The sequence below is a fragment of the Campylobacter sp. genome, from assembly GCF_052170435.1.
Lineage (GTDB): Bacteria > Campylobacterota > Campylobacteria > Campylobacterales > Campylobacteraceae > Campylobacter_A.
On the sequence record NZ_JBQNAN010000006.1, the window covers coordinates 38,482 to 56,867 of the forward strand.

An 18,386-nucleotide genomic window follows, 5' to 3' on the forward strand; every position below is an offset into this window, starting at 1 on the left:
GACACAAAAAGAAGCCGAAGTATTTTGAGATGATTTTTGGGGTTGCGACGTAAAATTTTGGCGTAGATAGAACATATAGTTCATCGAGCCAAAATTTTGCTAGCTCCGCAAAAAGCACTCAAAAGACAAGGCTACAAAAGGAAAATTTATGAAAAAACTATTTTTAATCATCGGCGCTCCAGGCTCCGGCAAAACCACCGACGCATCGCTAATCGCACAAGAAGATGCTAAATTTGCGCACTTCTCAACGGGCGATCTGCTTCGCGCAGAGGTTGCTAGCGGCTCAGAGCTTGGCAAACTAATCGACGGATTTATCTCAAAGGGCAACCTAGTCCCGCTTGACGTCGTCGTAAACGCGATCGTCTCGGCGATCAAAAGCTCGGACAAATCAAACGTCATCATCGACGGCTACCCGCGCAGCGTCGAGCAGATGACCGAGCTAGACAAGGTGCTAGCCGCGCAAAACGAGATCGCGTTAAAAGGCGTGATCGAAGTGGACGTTAGCGAAGCCGTCGCACGCGAGAGAGTACTCGGACGAGCGCGCGGAGCCGACGACAACAACGAGGTTTTCAACAACCGCATGAAGGTTTATCTAGAGCCGATCGAGGCGATACGTAAATTTTACAAAGAAAAAGGCCTACTCCACGTCGTAAACGGCGAGCGCGCGATAGAGCCTATCGTAGCCGACGTCAAAGCTCTCGTAAATAGCCTATAAACATTATTTTAGAGCCTCAAGCTAGGCTCTAAATTTAAGCTTTCCATAAATCCAAATTAACAAAAAATTCACGAAATATCATTAAAATCCGCTCTATCATTTCACGAAAATCACATCAAATTTAAAGGATGCGTAATGTTTAAAAAGATAGTTTTATCAGCGGCTCTTGCAAGCGCTATGTTTGCGGCGGGTGGATTTACGGGCGCTAGCTCAAATGTGCAAGGCACGACAAATCAAGGCGGCTTCGTCGGCAAAGGCGCCTTAAGCGCAAGCACCGTAAAACAAGCCCTAGCGCTACCGGATGACGCTCGCGTCGTGCTTGAGGGCAAGATCGTCTCCGAGTTTCGCCCCGAGCATTATCAGTTCGTCGATAAAAACGGCGACGCGATCGAAGTCGAGATCGATCACAAAGACTGGAGAGGCGTAACCGTCGATGAAAACACGCCCGTGCGCATCTACGGCGAGGTCGATAAGGACTTTATGAAAACCTCTATCGACGTAAAAACTATCGAAATAATCAAATAATTTTAGGGCGGTTCGCCGCCTTAAATTTCCTCTAATTTTAAGCTTTCCAACCTACCTTGCCGATAAGCGAATTTTGCGTTCTAACTTCAAATTTGCCGTAGTAAGACTCGTCAAAATTTAGCTCGCAAAAATTCTCGTTTTACTCCAAATTTAGCCGAGATTTTATATAATCGCTTACTTAAATTTCAAGGCGATTATCTCAAAATCTTTTGGCGAGATAGGAGCTTTACAAAGGATTAAAATGGACGTTTCAAAAATCAAAGCAGGCTCAAACCCGGACAAAATCAACGCCGTGATCGAGATCCCGTACGGCTCGAACATCAAATACGAAATCGATAAAGATAGCGGCGCGGTCGTAGTCGATCGCGTGCTCTACTCGGCTATGTTCTACCCGGCAAACTACGGCTTCGTACCAAACACGCTCGCAGCAGACGGCGATCCTGCTGATATCTTGGTGCTAAACGAATATCCGCTGCAAGCAGGTAGCGTGATCCCGTGCCGTCTAATCGGCGTACTCGTGATGGAGGACGAAGCAGGCATGGACGAGAAGCTACTAGCCGTACCAGTCACCAAGATCGACCCGAGATTTGACGGGTTCAAGAGCTACAAAGACCTACCTGAGGCCACTCTAAATAAGATCAAAAACTTCTTTGAAACTTATAAAATTTTAGAGCCTAACAAATGGGTCAAGGTTAAAGAATTTAAAGACGCCGACGCCGCGAAAGAGATCCTGGATGCGGCAATCAAAAACTACAAATAAGCCGCTTAGGCTTGCTTGACCGTCGTTTTGTTCAACTCAAACAAGCGGCGGCCGAATCTAAACTCGCGAAAAAATCAAAAGGATAAAAATGGATATATTAAAGTTACTTTTGGGCAACTCTAGCGGTATGATAGACGCGATGTCGCAAAAAAGCGGACTGGCGGCAAACGACGTAGAGGCTGTAATTTCTAAGATTGCGCCGATTTTCATGCAAAGAGCGAACGAAAATTTTAAATCAGACGCTGATTCGTCAAATTTTCTAGAGATGATACGCCGCTCAAACCTTGACGAGATGACTGACGCCCCGCAAAACATCAGCGTCGCCGAGGGCAACGAGCTGCTTGGCGTACTAACGGGCTCAAAAGAAAACAGCAGGGCTCTAGCTAGCGACGTGGGATCGCAGCTGGGCATCAGCGCGGACTCTATCAAAACCTTGCTACCGATGATCGCGCCGATGATCGCAGGCATGCTAAACAACCAGCTAAAAGCCTCAAATTTGCAAGGCTCTGCAGACAGCGGCTCCATGATGTCGATGCTCACGCAGTTTTTGGATCAGAACAAAGACGGCTCGATCGTGGACGATATTTTTAGGATCGCAGGTAACTTTTTCGGTAAAAAATAGGCGAATTTCGCCTATTTTAGCCGTTTGGAATTTTTATATTTTTCTAAATTTACGGCTTTTTATAGCTCTCTAAAAACCGCTTTTCTTGCGTTGTCGCTTTTGCGCAACAGCCCCGTCAAAATTTTCCGCTTTTGATAAATCTTGCATTACTTTTACCTGCAATCAATCAAACCAAATATCGTACTATTATTCCAAATTTGACAAATTTGGTTTATGAACATAAAGCGGCATCGCACAAATAAAATTTTAAGAGATTTGAGATTACGCTTACTTCAGCCCTTTTTTAAGCTTCCTAACGAGAAATCTCGCCAAATGCAGCTCGTCAAAAAGCGATTTTTCGATGCAAAGCGGACGGTCAAAAATAAGATCGCAGATGAGCTCGGCGCCAAGCACGGCCGTACAGAGTCCGCGCGAGCCGTGAGCGGTGCTTACGTATACGTTTGGCACGTATTTTGGATGGGGATTGGACTTGCCTTTCGTCCAAAGTAGCGATTTGTAACTGTCTTTGTAAAAATTCTCGTCGTAAAGTCGCCCGATAAGCGGAAAGCGGTCGCCGCTATAACTGCGGTAGCCGACTTTTGAGCCGATTATTTGGATATTTTGCGGTATTTTGGGCGCGATGCTTGAGCTGTTTTCAGGCGAGGTCAAATTTGCATCTTGCGCCTGTGTGGGATTGCCCGCTGTTTTGGCGCGCAAATCCGTATTTTTACTCAAATTTATATCGTTACTACTCGCTTCTAATCGATTTAAATTTTCAGCGGCGCCGTCTGAGTCGGTAGTCAAATTTAAATCCTGCGCGCCGCTTAAATTTAGCCGCTCGTTTTTTGCAAATTTGCCATCCAAAAACTCGGCGACGTCGGCTAAATTTTTCTCGTCGTCGCTAGAGCGCGACTCGTCTAAAAAAAGATTTCTATCATAAGTCGCGCCGATCACCTGCACGCCTTGGGCAGGCGGGCAAACGTAGCCTTTGGCGCTAAAGGGTGCAGGCGTCCAAACGGCTGGCTCGATATGCGTGACCTGACCGCGCACGGAGCTAAGCCTGATGTCGTAGTCCGCAAAAAGCTCCATACTCTCGCTGCCGATAGCAAGCACGAGCACGTCGGCGTCGATGCTTTGCCCATCCTTAAAGTGCGCCCTAACTGCGCCGCCCTCAAGCGTCTCAAAGCCCGCAAATTCGCAGTTTAAAAGCATTTTTATACCCGCGCTTGCCGCCTTGCACATCTTTCTGGGGCGAGCTTTTGCGCCCTTAAAAATAAACGCGCTAGCGTAAGGCTCGTCATCAAATTTTAGCTCAAAAACGCCGTTATCCGCGTCAAATTCGCGCCACTCGTAAAAGCGCTCTAGCGTCTTTTGCTCATACGCGTAGTCCGTCGCGCCGCAAAACTCTATCTCCTGGGCGCCGAGGTTTTGGCCGTAAAAGCGCGCCGCCTGCAAAAACGCGTTCATATGCATGCGGCCTAAATTTACGGTTGGTTTCGTGATAAGCGGCATCAAAATCCCGCAGTGATTTCCAGAGCCGTTTAGCGCGATGTCGCCGCACTTTTCGGCGATCGTGACCTTTAAACCTTGCTCGCGCAACTTAAACGCGCAAACGCAGCCAGCCACGCCGCCGCCGATAACTAGCGCACTCTTTGGCGTAGCCATGCTCGCGGGATCAAATCTGCTAAACCAAATTTCGCTCCTAGCTTGCCGCTCGCCTACAAATTTAGCGCGCAACATCTCGCGCTTTTTGCCGTAGCCTTTTAGCAAATTTACCTCAAAACCGCTATATTGCAAGGCTCTTTTTAGCGCGCCCGAGGCCGAATACGTGCAAACAGCGGCGCCGGGAGCGCATAAATTTGCGATTTTACCGCAAACTCGCTCACTCCACATTGCTTCGTTTTTAGAAGGAGCAAAACCGTCCATAAAAACGGCGTCCGCGATAAAGCTGAGCTCGTCTAAAACCTCGTCCACGTCGCCAAAGCACAATGTAAGCGTGACGTTTGGGGACAAATTTAGCCTATGAAATCCGCGAATAAGCGGCGGATAGGCATCTAAAAGCTTGTTAGAAACATCCTCAAGCTCGCTAAAATTTGCATAAATTTTAGCTAGATCGTCTCTATCGATCGGCGTTTTTTCGATACTGACGAAATTTAAAAATTTATCCGAGTTTTTAAATCTTTTAAAAGCGCAGAGGAAATTTAACCCTGCGCCAAATCCCGTCTCAAGCACGTTAAATTCGCTTTTTTTCTCCAAAATTTCATCAAAAATGGAGTTAAAAACGTACTCGCTCTGGCCTATGGGACCATCTGCGTTAAAGTAAATATCGTCAAATTCGGGACTAAATGGGATGCCGTCTTTAAAAACGACTCGCGCGCTTTTCATTGCTGGTTTGAAAAGTAGACGTCTATGCCGTCCGCGAGCCCCTTGGCTAGGGCATCTTGGTATTTTGAGTTATTTATGAGCTCGCCTTCGTCTGGGTGAGTGATGTAGCCGACCTCAAGCAGCACCGCAGGCATCAGCGCGCCTACTAGCACCCAAAAAGGTGCCTCGCGAACGCCGCCGTCGGATGCCTTTGAGCTTACCGACTTAGCTCGCGCTAAAACTTCGCGCTGAACGTCGATGGCGAGCTTGTTTGAGGCGATGATTTTCTCGCGGTTAAGAAAATTTAAAAATGTCTGCTTAGAAAAATAGTTCATCTCCTCGATGTCGGATTTGTTTTCCAGCGCCGCGGCGTTTTTGCTGCGCTCGGAACGAGCCGGCGAGAGGAAAAACGTCTCTATGCCGTGCATGGTCGCCGCCTTAGACTTGTTTGGCGCGGCGTTTGCGTGGATGGAGATAAAGAGGTCTGCGGCCTTGTCGTTGGCGTATTTCGTGCGGTCGCGAAGGTTGATAAATTTATCCTTGCTACGCGTGTAATAAACCTTGTAACCGCGTCCTTGCAGCTCCTTGCCAGCCTTTTGGGCGATACTTAGCACGACGTTTTTTTCTTTTAGAGAGCCATTTATAGCGCCCGGATCATCGCCGCCGTGTCCTGCGTCAAGGACGATAACTTTGCCTTTAGCGCTTGTAATTTTTTTGGCGCTTGTCGTTTTTACGGGCGCCAGCACAATTTCTTGCTCATCCTTTTCGGTGGTGCTTTGAGTTTTTTTCGCATCCGTCTTGGTCTGCGCGGCAACTTTTTCTTGCTTTTGCTGAGCGAGCTTTTGATTTTGAGATTGCGATTGAGCGGTTTTTTGCTGTTGCGGCGTTTGCGCTATTTCAGGCTTTGGCTTGGCTGCATTTTTTTGGGCTTCTTGCTTTTGTTCTAGCTTAGCTTGTTCGATCTTTTTCTTTTCGGCCATCTGCCTAGCTTGTATCTGAGCCTGCTTCAGGTCGATCGTTTTTTCTACGTTTTGTTTTTGTGAGATTTGCGACTTTTGATGATTATCTTTTGCGGCGGCTTGTTTGGAATTTAAATTTTCATATTTTACGGATTTTTGCTCTTGCGTGGGATAGGCCTTTTTAAAAACTAGCGACCGATCTTCGGCTCTTAGCTTTAAATTTATCTCAAATTTGTTTACGAAAACCACCCTCACGGTGCTCGCGTCAAACTGACTTATACGAACCTCATCGACCAAAAATCCCTTTATACTCTCTACCGTTCCGGCACTCCAAATTCCCTTAAACTGGTATATATCTCTATATAACCCTTTTTGATTTAGGGTAAATTTGTTTATATCGTTGCCGTTTAGCTGCCTGTTAAATTTTAACTCCAAGCTATCGCTACCCCTGATCACGGAAACTAGCGTAAGCTTGTCCTGTTCGGCCGGGTTTTTCTTGTTTACGGGTGCGGAGAGCTGCTTTAGCTCGGCGGGTTTTTGTTTGGCCTCTTTTTGATCTTTTGCTTCGAGCTGCTTAGGCTTTGGCGCCTCTTTTTCTTTTTTAGGCACAGGCGCGTCTTTTGGCTGCGGCAGGCCTTTTAGCTCTTTTTCGTACGACTTCGTATCCAGCCCCAGAGCTTTTGCGCTTTTTATCAGACGCTGCAGCGACTTTGCGGTTAGCTCCTTGTCGTTATGCATGATGGATCTAACGTACAGTACGCGCAGTTCTTGATGAAATTCCGTCTTTTTCTTGCTACTTGCGCCGTCAAATTCGCGGTCAAATTTATCAAAAAAGCCGTCGTTCGCAAACGCCGCCGCCAATAAAAATAAAATTACAAAAATTTTTCTAATTATCTTCGCCATTTACCAGTTTTTCAAATAGTTCTTTCACGCTTATTATCTCGTTTAGCCTGTAGCCGTTTGCGCCCGTGAAAAATAACCCTGTCTCCTTGCGCCCCTCAAATGCGTCGTAGAGGCGATCCGCGATACAGTATCCTACCTCTTTGGCCTCTTTGCCGCGCTGACACGGGCTTACGCAGTTGCTTACGCAGCTGATTTTGGGCCCTTGGCGTTTATCGACTAGATTTATTAAATTTGTCCTGACGCCGCGCGCTGGGTAGCCTACGGGGCTTTTGATTAGCTCGATGTCCTCTTTTTTAGCCGCAAGGAGTACCTGCTTAAACTCTTCGCTAGCGTCGCACTCGTGCGTACCGATAAAGCGAGTGCCCATCTGCACGCCGTTTGCGCCAAGCGAAATAGCCCTATCGATGTCGTTTTTATCCCAGATACCGCCCGCCGCAAATAACGGAAAATCGCCCCACTGCTTTATCTCTTCGCTAACGGGCGTTATCAAATTTTCCAGGCTGTATGCAGGATCGATGCACTGCTCGTATGTAAAGCCCTGATGCCCGCCGCTAAGAGGTCCTTCAAGCACCACGGCGTCCGGAAGCCTGCCGTAGCGTCCCTGCCAGCGTTTGCAGATGATTTTTAGCGCCTTTGCCGAGGATACGATAGGAACCAAAGCCACGTCCGGGTAGTCTACCGTAAATTCAGGCAAATTCGTAGGCAGTCCCGCGCCCGTGATGATCACGTTTATGCCGTGGTCGCAGGCATCTTTTACGATGCGTTCGTAGTCGTTGCTTGCGTATAGGATATTTACCCCAAGAGGCCTGTCGCCGCAAATTTTACGCGCGTTATCGATGACGGCTTTTAGCCCCTCTCGCGAGTAGAAATTTCCGCTACCGTATGGCTTAGCGTTTAGCTCTTTGGTGATATATTTTCGCCCTTCGTAGTAGCCCGTCCCAACAGAACTTATGACGCCCAGTCCGCCTTCTAGGCTGACGTTTCCGGCGAGCTTGTCCCAGCTGATACCAAGCCCCATTCCGCCTTGGATTATCGGGTATTTTATATCGTATTTTCCGATTTTTACGGGTTGCATCAGCTTACCTTTAGTTTTGCAAATTTACGCTTGCCAACTTGCAAGACGTATTCGCCAGCACCCAGCTTTAGCTGCTCGTCGGCGATCTTTTCTTGATTTAGGCTCACGGCGTTTGCCGCGATATCTCGGCGCGCCTGGGAGCTGCTGGCGCATAGACCGCAGTGAGTGAGCGCCTGCACGATCCAAACCGGAGCTGAGAGCTCAAACTCGTCCATCTCGGTCGGGATCAAATTTTGCGAGTGTACGCGGTCAAATTCGGCCTTCGCCTCTTTTGCCGCCGCTTCGCCGTTATATCTAGCCGTGATTTCTAGCGCTAGAGCCTCTTTTACGGCTTTTGGGTGAGCCTTGCCGCTAGCTACGTCTGCTTTTAAATTTGCGATTTCTTCCGCGCTTTTGTCGCTTAGAAGCTCGTACCAGCGCCACATCAGCTCATCGCTCACGCTTAAAATTTTAGCAAACATATCGTTTGGCTCATCGGTCACGCCGATATAGTTTCCTAGACTCTTGCTCATTTTATTTACGCCGTCAAGCCCCTCTAAAAGCGGCATCATTATGACGGCTTGTTCTTTGCCGACGTTGTAAACTCGCTGCAAAGTTCGCCCCATCAGAAGGTTAAATTTCTGATCCGTGCCGCCCATCTCGATATCGCATTTCATCGCGACGCTGTCGTAGCCCTGGAGCAGCGGATATAAAAATTCGCTAATCGAGATCGAGGCGCCGCTTTTGTATCTTTTTTCAAAATCATCGCGCTCAAGCATCCTAGCCACCGCAAAGGTGCTGGTTAGCTCCACGATGCCCGCAGCTCCTAGCTCGTTTAGCCACTTGGAGTTAAACATTATCTTTGTTTTTTGCGGGTCTAAGATTTTAAAAACTTGCTCCTCGTAGGTTTTGGCGTTTGCCGCCACGGTCTCGCGGTCTAGTTTTTTACGCGTCTGGCTTTTGCCACTCGGATCGCCGATCTGCCCCGTGAAATCGCCTATCAAAAACTGCACTATCGCTCCGTGCTTTTGCAAAAGAGCCATCTTTTGAAGTACGACGGTGTGACCTAGGTGCAGATCCGGAGCCGTCGGGTCAAAGCCTGCCTTAACGTAGAAATTTTCGCCCTTTTCGTAATAGTTTTTTACTAAATTTTCGACGCGCTCCTCATCTATCATCTCGGCGACGCCCTTTTTTATATCGCTCATTATTTTGCTCAAATTTTCGCCCATTTTTTCTCCTAAATTTATTAATGTCCGTATGCGTCGTCAAGCGACACGAAGTCGATGATCTTGTAGCGATCTCTTAGCCGCTCCTTTATCTCGTTCACGTTCAAATTTTCTCCAAGCTCGATCGTCAGCTCAAAAAAGTCCGCCGTCGCCTCCCTGGTCTCGGTAAGGCTGATAGTTACGAGATCGACTTGCATTTTCGCCATATACGTCAAAAACTCAGCTAGCGATCCGCGCCTGTTTTCAAGGCTCAGGATGATCTTAAATCTATGCGGAGCGACCCGCGTCCATTTGACGAAAATCATCTCGTTTTTCTCTTCGGCTAGCTTCATAAAACGCTCGCAAAGCTTGTGGTGCACGGTGACGTGGTGATAGTTTCTAAATCCCACGATATCGTCTCCGCGCTTTGGGTTGCAGCAATAATCAAACTCGATGCTGTTTATTTTATGGTTCGAGTAGATCACGATATTTTCAAATTTTTGCTTTTTGACGTTGTATTTATCCGTCATCGCGATAGCAAACGGACGGTCTCTTTTTACGTATTTTTTTAGCGCGTTTACCACGTCTTGCAGATACACCGAGTCAAACGCGGCTCTAAAAATTTTCTTGGTCAAATTTTCAGCCTCTAGCCACTGCTCGATAGTTTGAGAAGGCACGGCAAAGATACCGCTTAAAATTTCGATCGCGACCATATTGTTGATATCTCTTATCTTCTGCTTGCAGTACGATCGGATCGTGGCTCTAGCCTTGCCGGTTTTTACGCTACCTAGCCACGAGCAGCGGTATTTTGGCTCATCGCCGGTTACGATACTCACGATATCGCCGTTTTTTAGCTCCGTTAGTAGCGGTACTCGCACGCGGTTTACATAGGCTTCTTTGGCGTGCAAGCCTACTTGCGTATGTATCTCGTAAGCGTAATCAAGCGCCGTAGCGCCGCGCGGAAGCGTAAATATATCGCCCTTTGGCGAATAAACCGCGACGTCTTCGACGTAAAGGCTGTCTTTTGCGTATTCGTAGAGTTCCTCCGGGTTTTCGCTCGCTTCCTCCATACCGTTTTCTATACCGCTGATGTCGCTTAGCCAGTCAAGTTTTGGGTTTAAAAAGCCGCCCGTTTTGTATTTCCAGTGCGCTGCAACGCCGTATTCTGCAGTCTTGTGCATGTCAAAGGTGCGAATTTGAACCTCAAAGATGCTTTTGTTATCAAATATCGTAGTGTGTATCGTCTGATAGCCGTTTTGCTTCGGAAGCGCGACGTAGTCTTTGAAGCGCGAGATTAAGGGATTAAAATTTATATGTAAATTTCCAAGTACCAAATAGCAATCCTGCGGCTCTTTAACCAGCACGCGAGCGGCTAGCAAGTCTAGCACCTCCTCGATCGAGATGCCTTTTCGCTGCATTTTTAGATAGATCGAATAGTGATGTTTGATACGCTTTTGTATCTCAAAGTCGTTTTCGCTAAAGCCGTTTTTGAGTAAAATTTGAAAAATTTTATCGGTAAACGCGTTTAGCTTTAGTACGAGCTGCTGTTTGTGTTCGGTTAAGTAGTCGTCGATTTTTTTGTACTCTTCAGGTAAAGCATACTTAAAGCTAAGATCCTCAAGCACGTTTTTGATCGACGAAATGCCCAGTCTATGCGCGATCGGAGCATAAACCATCAGCGTCTCTTCGGCGATTCGCTTTTGCTTTTCGGGGCGCAAAGCTTGCAACGTAAGCATATTGTGCAATCTATCGCAGAGTTTTACCACGAGCACTCTCACGTCCTCGATAGATATTAGCAGCATCTTGCGAAAGGTCATCGCAGACGCCGCCAAACGCTCGTTTGACTCCGAGCTTGCGAGCTTATCCTCTCTGATGGCTACGATTTTAGTTAATCCCTCAACCAGCTTTGCGACCTCTTCGCCAAAGTCCTCACGCACGCTCTCGATCGATCTATCCGTATCCTCGACCACGTCGTGCAGCAAGGCGGCGATAATCATATCCTCGTCCCCGCCCATATGCGCCACGATGCAGGCCACTAAGATAGGGTGTATCGCGTACGGTTCGCCGCTTTTTCTAAACTGTCCAGCATGTGAGATGACGCAGCATTCGATCGCGCGCTCTAAATTTGGCGTAAAATTTATGAGTACGCTAAGTAGCTGTCTCGCCTGCGCGACGTCCTTGCAAGCGGTTATATCATCGATTAATTGTTCTAGTAAAAAACCGCTATTTGGCTGCTTCAACTATGCCCTCTAAAGCTATTTTGCCCTCGGCTATCTCGCGTAGGGCGATATCGGCAAATTTCATCTTGCTGACATCGATATCAAGCAGGCTTTTTGCTCCGCCTGCTAGCGTCTCGGCTCTTTTGGCTACCGCTAGAGCTAGCATATATCTATCATCTCCGACTAGTTTTAGAGCCTTTGCCGCTACTTCTTCAGATCTCATTTATTCTCCTTAAATTTAATTTCTCACGATAGAGCAAAACGCGCTCTCGTCGCCTTGTATGATTTTGAGCAAATTTCCGTCTTTAAACATATTGCACACCAAAATCGGTAGCGAATTATCTTTAGCTAGCGCGATAGCGGTATCGTCCATCACTTTGATACTATCGCTCATCGCAAGCTCGTAGTTTAGCTCTTTTAGTAGTTTTGCGTTTTCAAATTTATGCGGGTCTTTGTCATAAACGCCGTCTACTTTAGTGGCCTTGATGATCATATCCGAGCCGATCTCGATAGCGCGCAAAGTCGCCGCCGTATCGGTGGTGAAAAATGGATTACCCGTACCTGCGGCAAATATCACGACGCGGCCTTTTTCAAGGTGTCTGTTTGCGCGTCCGACGATGAAAGTCTCGCAGATAGCCTCCATCTTTATCGCGCTTTGTACACGCACGTCTAGGCCTACGCTCTCTAGCGCTTCTCTCATAGCGATAGAGTTTATCACGGTGGCTAGCATACCCATGTGATCGCCGCTAGTGCGCTTTATGATGCCGTCTCTAGCCGCGCTAACGCCGCGTATGATGTTGCCTCCGCCGATAACGATACCCACTTGGATGCCGTTTTCGACTAGCTCTTTGATCTGTTTTGCGATAAATTTAAGCACCGCGTTATCTATGCCAAAGCCGCTGTCGCCGGCTAGCGCCTCACCTGAAAATTTAACTAAAATTCGCTTTTTTCGCTCCATTTTTCATCTCCTTAAATTTTCGGATTTTAGCTAAATTTGCTTTAAATTTTGCTAATCTCGGCACGCGAGTGCTATTTTAGGCTGATTAGCTCGAGGGGGTCTATGTGGTAGTTTTTTTGCGTTACTTCAAAAGTTAGATCTCGCTGCACGCGTCCGATGACGTAGCCTTTTTGCACTTTTGCGCCCACTTTTACGGTAGGAGCGATCTGGCTAAGGTGCGCGTAGATCGTATGGATGCCGTTTGGATTTTCTATAATAACGACCTTATCTAGCATCGCAGTTTCTTTGGCAAAGACCACTTTGCCGTTAAAGACGCTCTTTACCTTTGCGTCGGCTGAATTTGCGCTTAGCACGACCGATTCGTTAAAAATTTTGATGTTATAGATGGGGTCTACGTAGTTGCCGAATTTTTGCTTAACCGTAAAGCCGTCAAGCGGCGCAATAGTCTTTTCGCCGCTGTATTTTTTAACAAGGCTAGTTTGATAGCTCGAGCCAAACTGCTTTACATCGCCTTCAGACGCGCTTGCTGCGGCCTCTCCCTTTTTGTCTTTCTTATTTTTTTGAGCTTTGGCTTCGGCCGCTTTTTGTGCGGCTAGAGCTTTTTTGGCTTCCTCGCTCTCCCTTTTTGCGACGATTTTTAGCTCTTCTAGCGTCTTTCTGATCTCGTCTTGTTGGGCTTGTAGGCGCGAGAGTTGCTTTTGATAAATTTCCTTATCCCGCTTTAAATTTGCCAGCGTTTTCATCTGCTTGTCCTGCAGGGAAACTAGCTCGGCTTGCTTAAATTTAAAGGTTTTTAAATTTGACTTTATCCCGTCGATCTTGTCGTTTTGGGTTTTTATCAAATTTTGCGTACTTTCGTACTGCTTAGCTAGCTCGTTAAAATCATCTTTTAGTACCGAATTTAGCTTGCTTAAAATCTCGGTCGCGATGATGCTATCCACGCCCTCCTCGTACTCTTTTGGCATTATGAGGTCGAAAGAAAACTCGTCCGAGATGATACGCACGATGCTTTTTTGTATATCTTTTTGGCTTTGCGTGAGGTCTTTGTTTTGCTTTACCAGCTCGTCAAGCTCGCCGCTAGCACTTTTGGCACTATTTTCTAGCTGCGCTATTTGCATGATGAGCTCTTTCATCTTATCGTCGGTTTGCTTGACGCTTTTTTCGCCGCCGAGTATGTCGCCGGCTAGGTCGTCGAGCTTTTTATTTAGCTGCTTTTCAAGCTCTTTTGAGGACTCGAGATAGGTCGTTTGATTTTTTATCTTTTCACCCGTACTTGCATTTAAGCAAAGCGCGGCGGCCAGCAAAACGCAAATTTTTCTCATATCGTCCTTGCTTTTCTCATCACGAGATAAACGGCAAAAAAGCTAATCGCAAGCGAAACGCCCAGCAGTACACCGCCCTCATAAAACAGATCAATCGCCGGCAAATTTATATTTAGGTCGGTAGCGACTTCTTTAATGGGCTGCAAATCCGGCAAAATGATATAAAAAACCGCCACCAAAACCGTCGCTATAAACGAATCAAACAGCGCGGTTTTATATAGCGCGCCCGATTTTAGCCACAACGGAGCGCCCAGTAGCGTCATTATCTCAATACGTTCCTTATGCTCATAGAGCCAAATTCGCATCTGCTTTGCGATGAGCATAAGCCCGATTAGCCCGACTAATCCCGAAAATATCGCCGATATATTTTTAATCAGCTGCATGATTTTATAAATTTTATCGTGCGTTTTTGAAAAGGTCTCAACCCTGCTCACGCCGTTAATCTTTGAAATTTTGTCCTTGATTTCTTGCATATATTGCGTACTTGGAAAGGCGTTTAGCTTTAGCGAGTAAAATTTAGGCAACGCATTTTGCAAAACGGCGATATTTTTAGACGATATATCCTTAGCAAGCCTTTCTAGCACGGGCTTTGAGCTAAGCGGCTCGAGAGATTCAAATGTATAAACTAGCGGCTTTACATCGGTAGCGTTTAGCTCGTTTTGGCTCACGATGATGATGCTATAGTCTTTGTTCATCACGGACTCGTACTCGTCCACCACTCGCCCGACTAGCAATATAAACTGAATGCCCACAAGCAGCGCCACTAGCGGGATTATCACGCTTAGATGGGTTTTAAAGGATTTCATGTACATGTCCGTCTTCTATAACAAAATGTCTATAAGGCACCCTTAGCGAGCTTGGTACCTTGTGGGTGACGACCACGATGCAAGTACCCAAAAACTCTTTTGCCGAGCGCAAAAGCCCCCAAATGACGTCGCTTGAGTATTCATCGAGGCTGCCCGTAGGCTCGTCGCAAAGCAGCAAATTTGGATTATGCGCCAGAGCTCTAGCCATCGCAGCTCGCTGCTGTTCGCCGCCGCTAAGCTCATTTGGATACTTGTGCGCTCTGTGGAGTAAATTTACGTGTTTTAGGAGCTTGGTCGCTTGATTTTTACAAACATTAGCGCTAAGGCCTTTTATCATTAGCGGCAACATCACGTTTTTTTCGATATTCCACTCGCTTATCAAGCGGTAGTTTTGAAAAACTACGCCGATGCGCTGTCTTAGTTTGTCTAGATTTTGCCCGCCAAGATTCATCATATCGGTTAGGCAGACGTTTAGCGAGCCAGCACTCGGTTTTATCTCGCCGTAAAAAGATTTTAAAAGCGTCGATTTGCCGCTACCGCTTTGCCCAGTGATAAAAACGAAATCATTAGCGTAAATGTCGAATTTCGCGTCCGTTATGAGCTTTTCGCAGCCCTCGTATCCTAGGCAAAGCCCGCTTGCGCTAATTATTTTTTGCATCCGCCAAATACTCCTTCAACGCAAGATGCGCCTTTAAATTTTCAGCCGTAACGAGCGGCTTTTTTATAAAATATTCCGCACCCTTTTCGCCGAGCAAAACATAACAGTGCTCGGGCGCGTTAAATGCGCCAAACGCGGCGCGAACTAAAATTTCGCCGCCCTCTTTTTCGTATTTTTCCTCTAAATGTAAGAAAAAATCGTCCTCTTTTATCGTTTGATTGCTAAATTTGGCCGCAACCTTGCTCGTGTTGTAGCCGTTTTCAAATTTTAGCTCGCCCTGGCTGGCTCTAGGCTCGCTTTGTTTTTCACAGGTAAAGATAACGTCGTAAATATCTTTTTGGTGCCTTTTCCAGCGGTCTTCATATTTGCTGCTTATTTTTAGATCGCGGTTTTTATAAATTTGCACGTCGGCGTCGCTCAAATTTAAAATTTGAGTCAAAGTAAAGTCCGCATACTCGCGGCTATCGGTTCTTAGCTCAAATTTGCCGCCAGCTTTTAGCGTTCGCTCGCACTCCAGGGCAAATTTAGCCGACGCCACGCGCCTATGAGGAGCGTCATCCCAAGGTACGGGAAAATGCAAGAAAATTTTATCGATAAAATTTGACTCCACAAGCGATAAAAGTAGCCTTGCGTCGCAGTTTACGAGCATGACGTTGTTTAGATTTCGAGCTTTAGCCAGCTTTGCGACCTGCTCAAGCGAGGGTTTATAGACCTCGATACCGACGACTAGCGTATTTGGGTTATTTTCCGCCTGAAATAGCAAGTGCCTGCCCGAGCCAAATCCGATCTCGATAAATTTGCTCTCAAATTCGCTCTGATTTAAATTCTCAAGCAGCTCGCCCACGCTAAATATCGCCGAGTCTTTTTGCGTGAGGCGCGTATTTTTTACCGCGATGGCTTCGCTTAAAATTTGATCGCAGTAAAGCTCTTTAAATTTAACCAAAGCATTTTGCAAAAGCCCTATTTTGGCAGGCTTCGTTAGCTTTTCGCCCTTTACGACCCAGCCCCCTTCACGCTTTTTTAGCGTGATAAAAAACTCCTCGCTAGAGCTTTTGGTATAAATAAGGCTTACGCCCTGCCTGCCGCGAGCCTCCCACAAAAAGCTTATCTCGCCGCAATCTTTTGGAGTAAAATTTACGTTTTTAGCTATAAAATTGGGCATTATTCGACGGCTATCTCGGCTTTTTGAGAAGCGTCGGAGCTTATGCCGTATTCATCTACGGCGATCACTTTATAGCTATATTTTTGCCCGTAAGCAACGCTATTATCGACAAATTCATTGCCGCTTATATTTGTAAATTTCTGCTCGCTTCCTCCGCCGTCTCTTATAACGGTAAAGCTTCTAGCCTTATCAGAGGCATTCCACGTGAGCTTAACCGCCGTGCTGTCGGCCACGATAGATGATACGACCGGCGCGTCGATAGCTCCTAGCGTCATACCGATGATAGGCTCGCTAGGTTTTTTAGACTCTAGGCCGTCTTTATCGACGATGGTGATTTTGTAGTATCTTGTCGCACCGTTTTCGTTTATGAGATCCTCGTAGCTATTAGACGTAGTTTTGACGAGGTAAGTGTAGGGCATAAATTTGCTTGACGCGCTGTAAATTTTATAGTAGCCAAAATCGTCGCTAGCCACGCTATCCCACGTCAAAATAATCTTTTTAGGCACGTTTTGAGTAGCCTGCGCATTTACGACCTCGCTTGGTAGCTGCTTCGTCGTAGAGTCCACGATCTCGCTAGGTTTTGAGATCGTGCCGCTAGTAGTTTTTACGAAAACTCTATACTTGTAGCTTCTGCCCGACTTCACGTCGTCATCGATATACTCGGCGTTTAGTCTGCCTTTTACCTCGGCGATTTGTCTCCAGTTTTCTTTATTTATATCGGCCTTTTCGACGACGTAAGATGCCACGCGAAGGTCCGGATGCGGTCTCCAGATGAGCTTCACGCGCTCAGGTAAATTCGTAAGCGCTCTAACGAAAGGTACGGAGTCCATAAGAGGCTTGGTTGTGGTGCTAACGATCATGCCCGGGCCCGAGATTTGTTTGCTTTCGTTATACGTTCTCATCTCATAAGAGTAGGTCGTCTCTGGGGCTAAATTTGCGTCCACGTAGTGGCTGGCAAAGCGGTCTTTTATGTCGGCTACGACCTTCATTTTGCCGTTATTTTCGTTTGGATTTGAGCGGTATAGATAGTAGCCTGCGACGTTTGAGGTCGGAGTCGGAGTCCACTCAAAGCCCACTTCGGTCATATCGCTGATGGTTTTTAGGCTCTGGACAATCGGCAAATTCGGATTTACTTGCGTAGGGCCGCTAGAGGATACGCATCCACTCATCACAATAGCTAAAGAGCTCGCTAAGCCCCATAAAATCAATCTTTTCATCTATACTCTCCTTACTAAATTTGCTAAGTAAAATTTCACTAAAATCATCCCAAATAGGCGCGACGAAGCTCATTTGCCCGCCCGTGCGCGGATGCGTGAAATACAGCCCGTAGGCGTGAAGCATTACTCGGCCGATTTTATCCTTTTCGCTCTTAAAACCGTATAAAGCATCGCCCAAAATATGGCGGTTTAGGCTAGCTAGATGCACTCTGATCTGATGAGTCCTGCCCGTAAAAAGCTTTGCCGCGATCAAATTTACGCCCGCGTTTTTGCTCTGCACGGGGCCGTCAAATTCGCTAAAAAGTAGATTCGCAAAGGCGCTTTTTGCCGCGCGACCATCCGATACGATCGCCTTTTTTAGGCGGTTAGCGGGGTTTCGCCCGATAGCTCGCTCGACGGTGCAGTTTTGCTTGAGCGGCAGATCGGTTAGCGCTAGATATATGCGCCCCATGCTTTTGTCGCTTAGCTGACTTGAAAGCGCGGCGTGAGTGGCATTGTTTTTAGCTACGACGATAGCTCCGCTAGTGCCTTTATCTAGCCTGTGAACGATACCCGCTCTGCTTTGCCCGCTTAAATTTGATAGCAAAAATCCCTTTGCGCCGAGCCAGTCCGCAAGAGTGGGCTCCTTGACGCTAGGAGCTGGATGGACGACTAAATTTGCCGGTTTATTTAACACGAGCAAATCCTCGTCCTCGTAAATGATCGGCACTTCAAATTCCGCTTCAAATTTAGCCGTATCAGGCTCGTTTTGCTCAAATTTAATCCTCAAAACATCGCCCAAATTTAGCTTTACGGATGGCTTATTTAGCGGCTTGCCGTTTAGGCTAACCAGCCCGCTTTTTATCAAATTTAGCGCTTGATTTCTAGCGACGTTTAGCTCAGCGGCCAAAAACGCGTCCGCCCTCGTCTGCGCGCCGTCTAAAATTTTGATCTCTTTTTTCGTCATTTTTAGATTTGT

17 protein-coding genes are annotated in these 18,386 nt (G+C 46.9%); 4 read left to right on the forward strand and 13 right to left on the reverse strand.

Features of this window, described 5'->3' with window-relative positions:
* The first annotated feature begins 148 nt into the window (after positions 1–148).
* The 4 genes from ACTTJF_RS03865 to ACTTJF_RS03880 all read left to right on the forward strand — a co-directional run bounded on the left by ACTTJF_RS03865 (position 149) and on the right by ACTTJF_RS03880 (position 2,622).
* On the forward strand, positions 149–715 hold the full coding sequence (locus ACTTJF_RS03865) for an adenylate kinase (protein ID WP_298058635.1): 567 nt from the start codon (positions 149–151) through the stop codon (positions 713–715).
* A gap of 135 nt (positions 716–850) precedes the next feature.
* Positions 851–1,240, forward strand: coding sequence for a YgiW/YdeI family stress tolerance OB fold protein (locus ACTTJF_RS03870; protein WP_442550846.1), 390 nt, complete (start codon positions 851–853; stop codon positions 1,238–1,240).
* Positions 1,241–1,481: 241 nt separating this feature from the next.
* Positions 1,482–2,000 (forward strand): inorganic diphosphatase, encoded by a 519-nt coding sequence (gene ppa, locus ACTTJF_RS03875; protein WP_442550847.1) that lies wholly within the window; start codon positions 1,482–1,484, stop codon positions 1,998–2,000.
* An 88-nt stretch (positions 2,001–2,088) separates the two neighbouring features.
* Positions 2,089–2,622 carry a DUF937 domain-containing protein gene (locus tag ACTTJF_RS03880; RefSeq protein WP_442550848.1) on the forward strand — a complete coding sequence of 178 codons (534 nt, stop codon included), beginning with the start codon at positions 2,089–2,091 and terminating at the stop codon, positions 2,620–2,622.
* Between the two features lie 267 nt (positions 2,623–2,889).
* On the opposite strand, the gene mnmC is transcribed toward ACTTJF_RS03880, so the two are convergent.
* From mnmC to ACTTJF_RS03945, 13 genes are all read right to left on the reverse strand, one after another.
* Positions 2,890–4,986: a bifunctional tRNA (5-methylaminomethyl-2-thiouridine)(34)-methyltransferase MnmD/FAD-dependent 5-carboxymethylaminomethyl-2-thiouridine(34) oxidoreductase MnmC gene (gene mnmC / locus ACTTJF_RS03885; protein ID WP_442550849.1), complete on the reverse strand. Its 2,097-nt coding sequence runs from the start codon at positions 4,984–4,986 to the stop codon at positions 2,890–2,892.
* Positions 4,983–6,827: an N-acetylmuramoyl-L-alanine amidase gene (locus ACTTJF_RS03890; protein WP_442550850.1), complete on the reverse strand. Its 1,845-nt coding sequence runs from the start codon at positions 6,825–6,827 to the stop codon at positions 4,983–4,985. Before ACTTJF_RS03890 ends, mnmC begins: the two co-directional genes overlap by 4 nt.
* Entirely contained in the window at positions 6,811–7,902 is a 1,092-nt protein-coding gene (locus ACTTJF_RS03895) for a nitronate monooxygenase (protein WP_442550851.1), read from the reverse strand. The genes ACTTJF_RS03890 and ACTTJF_RS03895 overlap by 17 nt, the downstream gene beginning before the upstream one ends.
* Positions 7,902–9,110 carry a tyrosine--tRNA ligase gene (tyrS, locus tag ACTTJF_RS03900; protein ID WP_442550852.1) on the reverse strand — a complete coding sequence of 403 codons (1,209 nt, stop codon included), beginning with the start codon at positions 9,108–9,110 and terminating at the stop codon, positions 7,902–7,904. Before tyrS ends, ACTTJF_RS03895 begins: the two co-directional genes overlap by 1 nt.
* Positions 9,111–9,127: 17 nt before the next feature.
* Positions 9,128–11,326 (reverse strand): RelA/SpoT family protein, encoded by a 2,199-nt coding sequence (locus tag ACTTJF_RS03905; RefSeq protein ID WP_442550853.1) that lies wholly within the window; start codon positions 11,324–11,326, stop codon positions 9,128–9,130.
* A complete protein-coding gene (locus ACTTJF_RS03910; RefSeq protein WP_442550854.1) occupies positions 11,310–11,528 on the reverse strand; it encodes a DNA-directed RNA polymerase subunit omega in 219 nt (72 codons plus the stop codon). The genes ACTTJF_RS03905 and ACTTJF_RS03910 overlap by 17 nt, the downstream gene beginning before the upstream one ends.
* Before the next feature lie 15 nt (positions 11,529–11,543).
* The gene (pyrH, locus tag ACTTJF_RS03915; protein WP_442550855.1) at positions 11,544–12,263 is read right to left on the reverse strand and encodes a UMP kinase; all 720 of its coding nucleotides are present in this window, start codon (positions 12,261–12,263) and stop codon (positions 11,544–11,546) included.
* Positions 12,264–12,334: 71 nt separating this feature from the next.
* On the reverse strand, positions 12,335–13,585 hold the full coding sequence (locus ACTTJF_RS03920) for a murein hydrolase activator EnvC family protein (RefSeq protein ID WP_442550856.1): 1,251 nt from the start codon (positions 13,583–13,585) through the stop codon (positions 12,335–12,337).
* Positions 13,582–14,391, reverse strand: coding sequence for a cell division protein FtsX (locus ACTTJF_RS03925; RefSeq protein WP_442550857.1), 810 nt, complete (start codon positions 14,389–14,391; stop codon positions 13,582–13,584). The genes ACTTJF_RS03920 and ACTTJF_RS03925 overlap by 4 nt, the downstream gene beginning before the upstream one ends.
* Positions 14,378–15,049 carry a cell division ATP-binding protein FtsE gene (locus tag ACTTJF_RS03930; RefSeq protein ID WP_122862063.1) on the reverse strand — a complete coding sequence of 224 codons (672 nt, stop codon included), beginning with the start codon at positions 15,047–15,049 and terminating at the stop codon, positions 14,378–14,380. The genes ACTTJF_RS03925 and ACTTJF_RS03930 overlap by 14 nt, the downstream gene beginning before the upstream one ends.
* Positions 15,033–16,211, reverse strand: coding sequence for a tRNA (guanosine(46)-N7)-methyltransferase TrmB (gene trmB, locus ACTTJF_RS03935; protein ID WP_442550858.1), 1,179 nt, complete (start codon positions 16,209–16,211; stop codon positions 15,033–15,035). Before trmB ends, ACTTJF_RS03930 begins: the two co-directional genes overlap by 17 nt.
* Positions 16,211–17,428 (reverse strand): fibronectin type III domain-containing protein, encoded by a 1,218-nt coding sequence (locus tag ACTTJF_RS03940; protein WP_442550859.1) that lies wholly within the window; start codon positions 17,426–17,428, stop codon positions 16,211–16,213. Before ACTTJF_RS03940 ends, trmB begins: the two co-directional genes overlap by 1 nt.
* The gene (locus ACTTJF_RS03945; protein ID WP_442550860.1) at positions 17,358–18,374 is read right to left on the reverse strand and encodes an RluA family pseudouridine synthase; all 1,017 of its coding nucleotides are present in this window, start codon (positions 18,372–18,374) and stop codon (positions 17,358–17,360) included. Before ACTTJF_RS03945 ends, ACTTJF_RS03940 begins: the two co-directional genes overlap by 71 nt.
* Between the last annotated feature and the right edge of the window lie 12 nt (positions 18,375–18,386).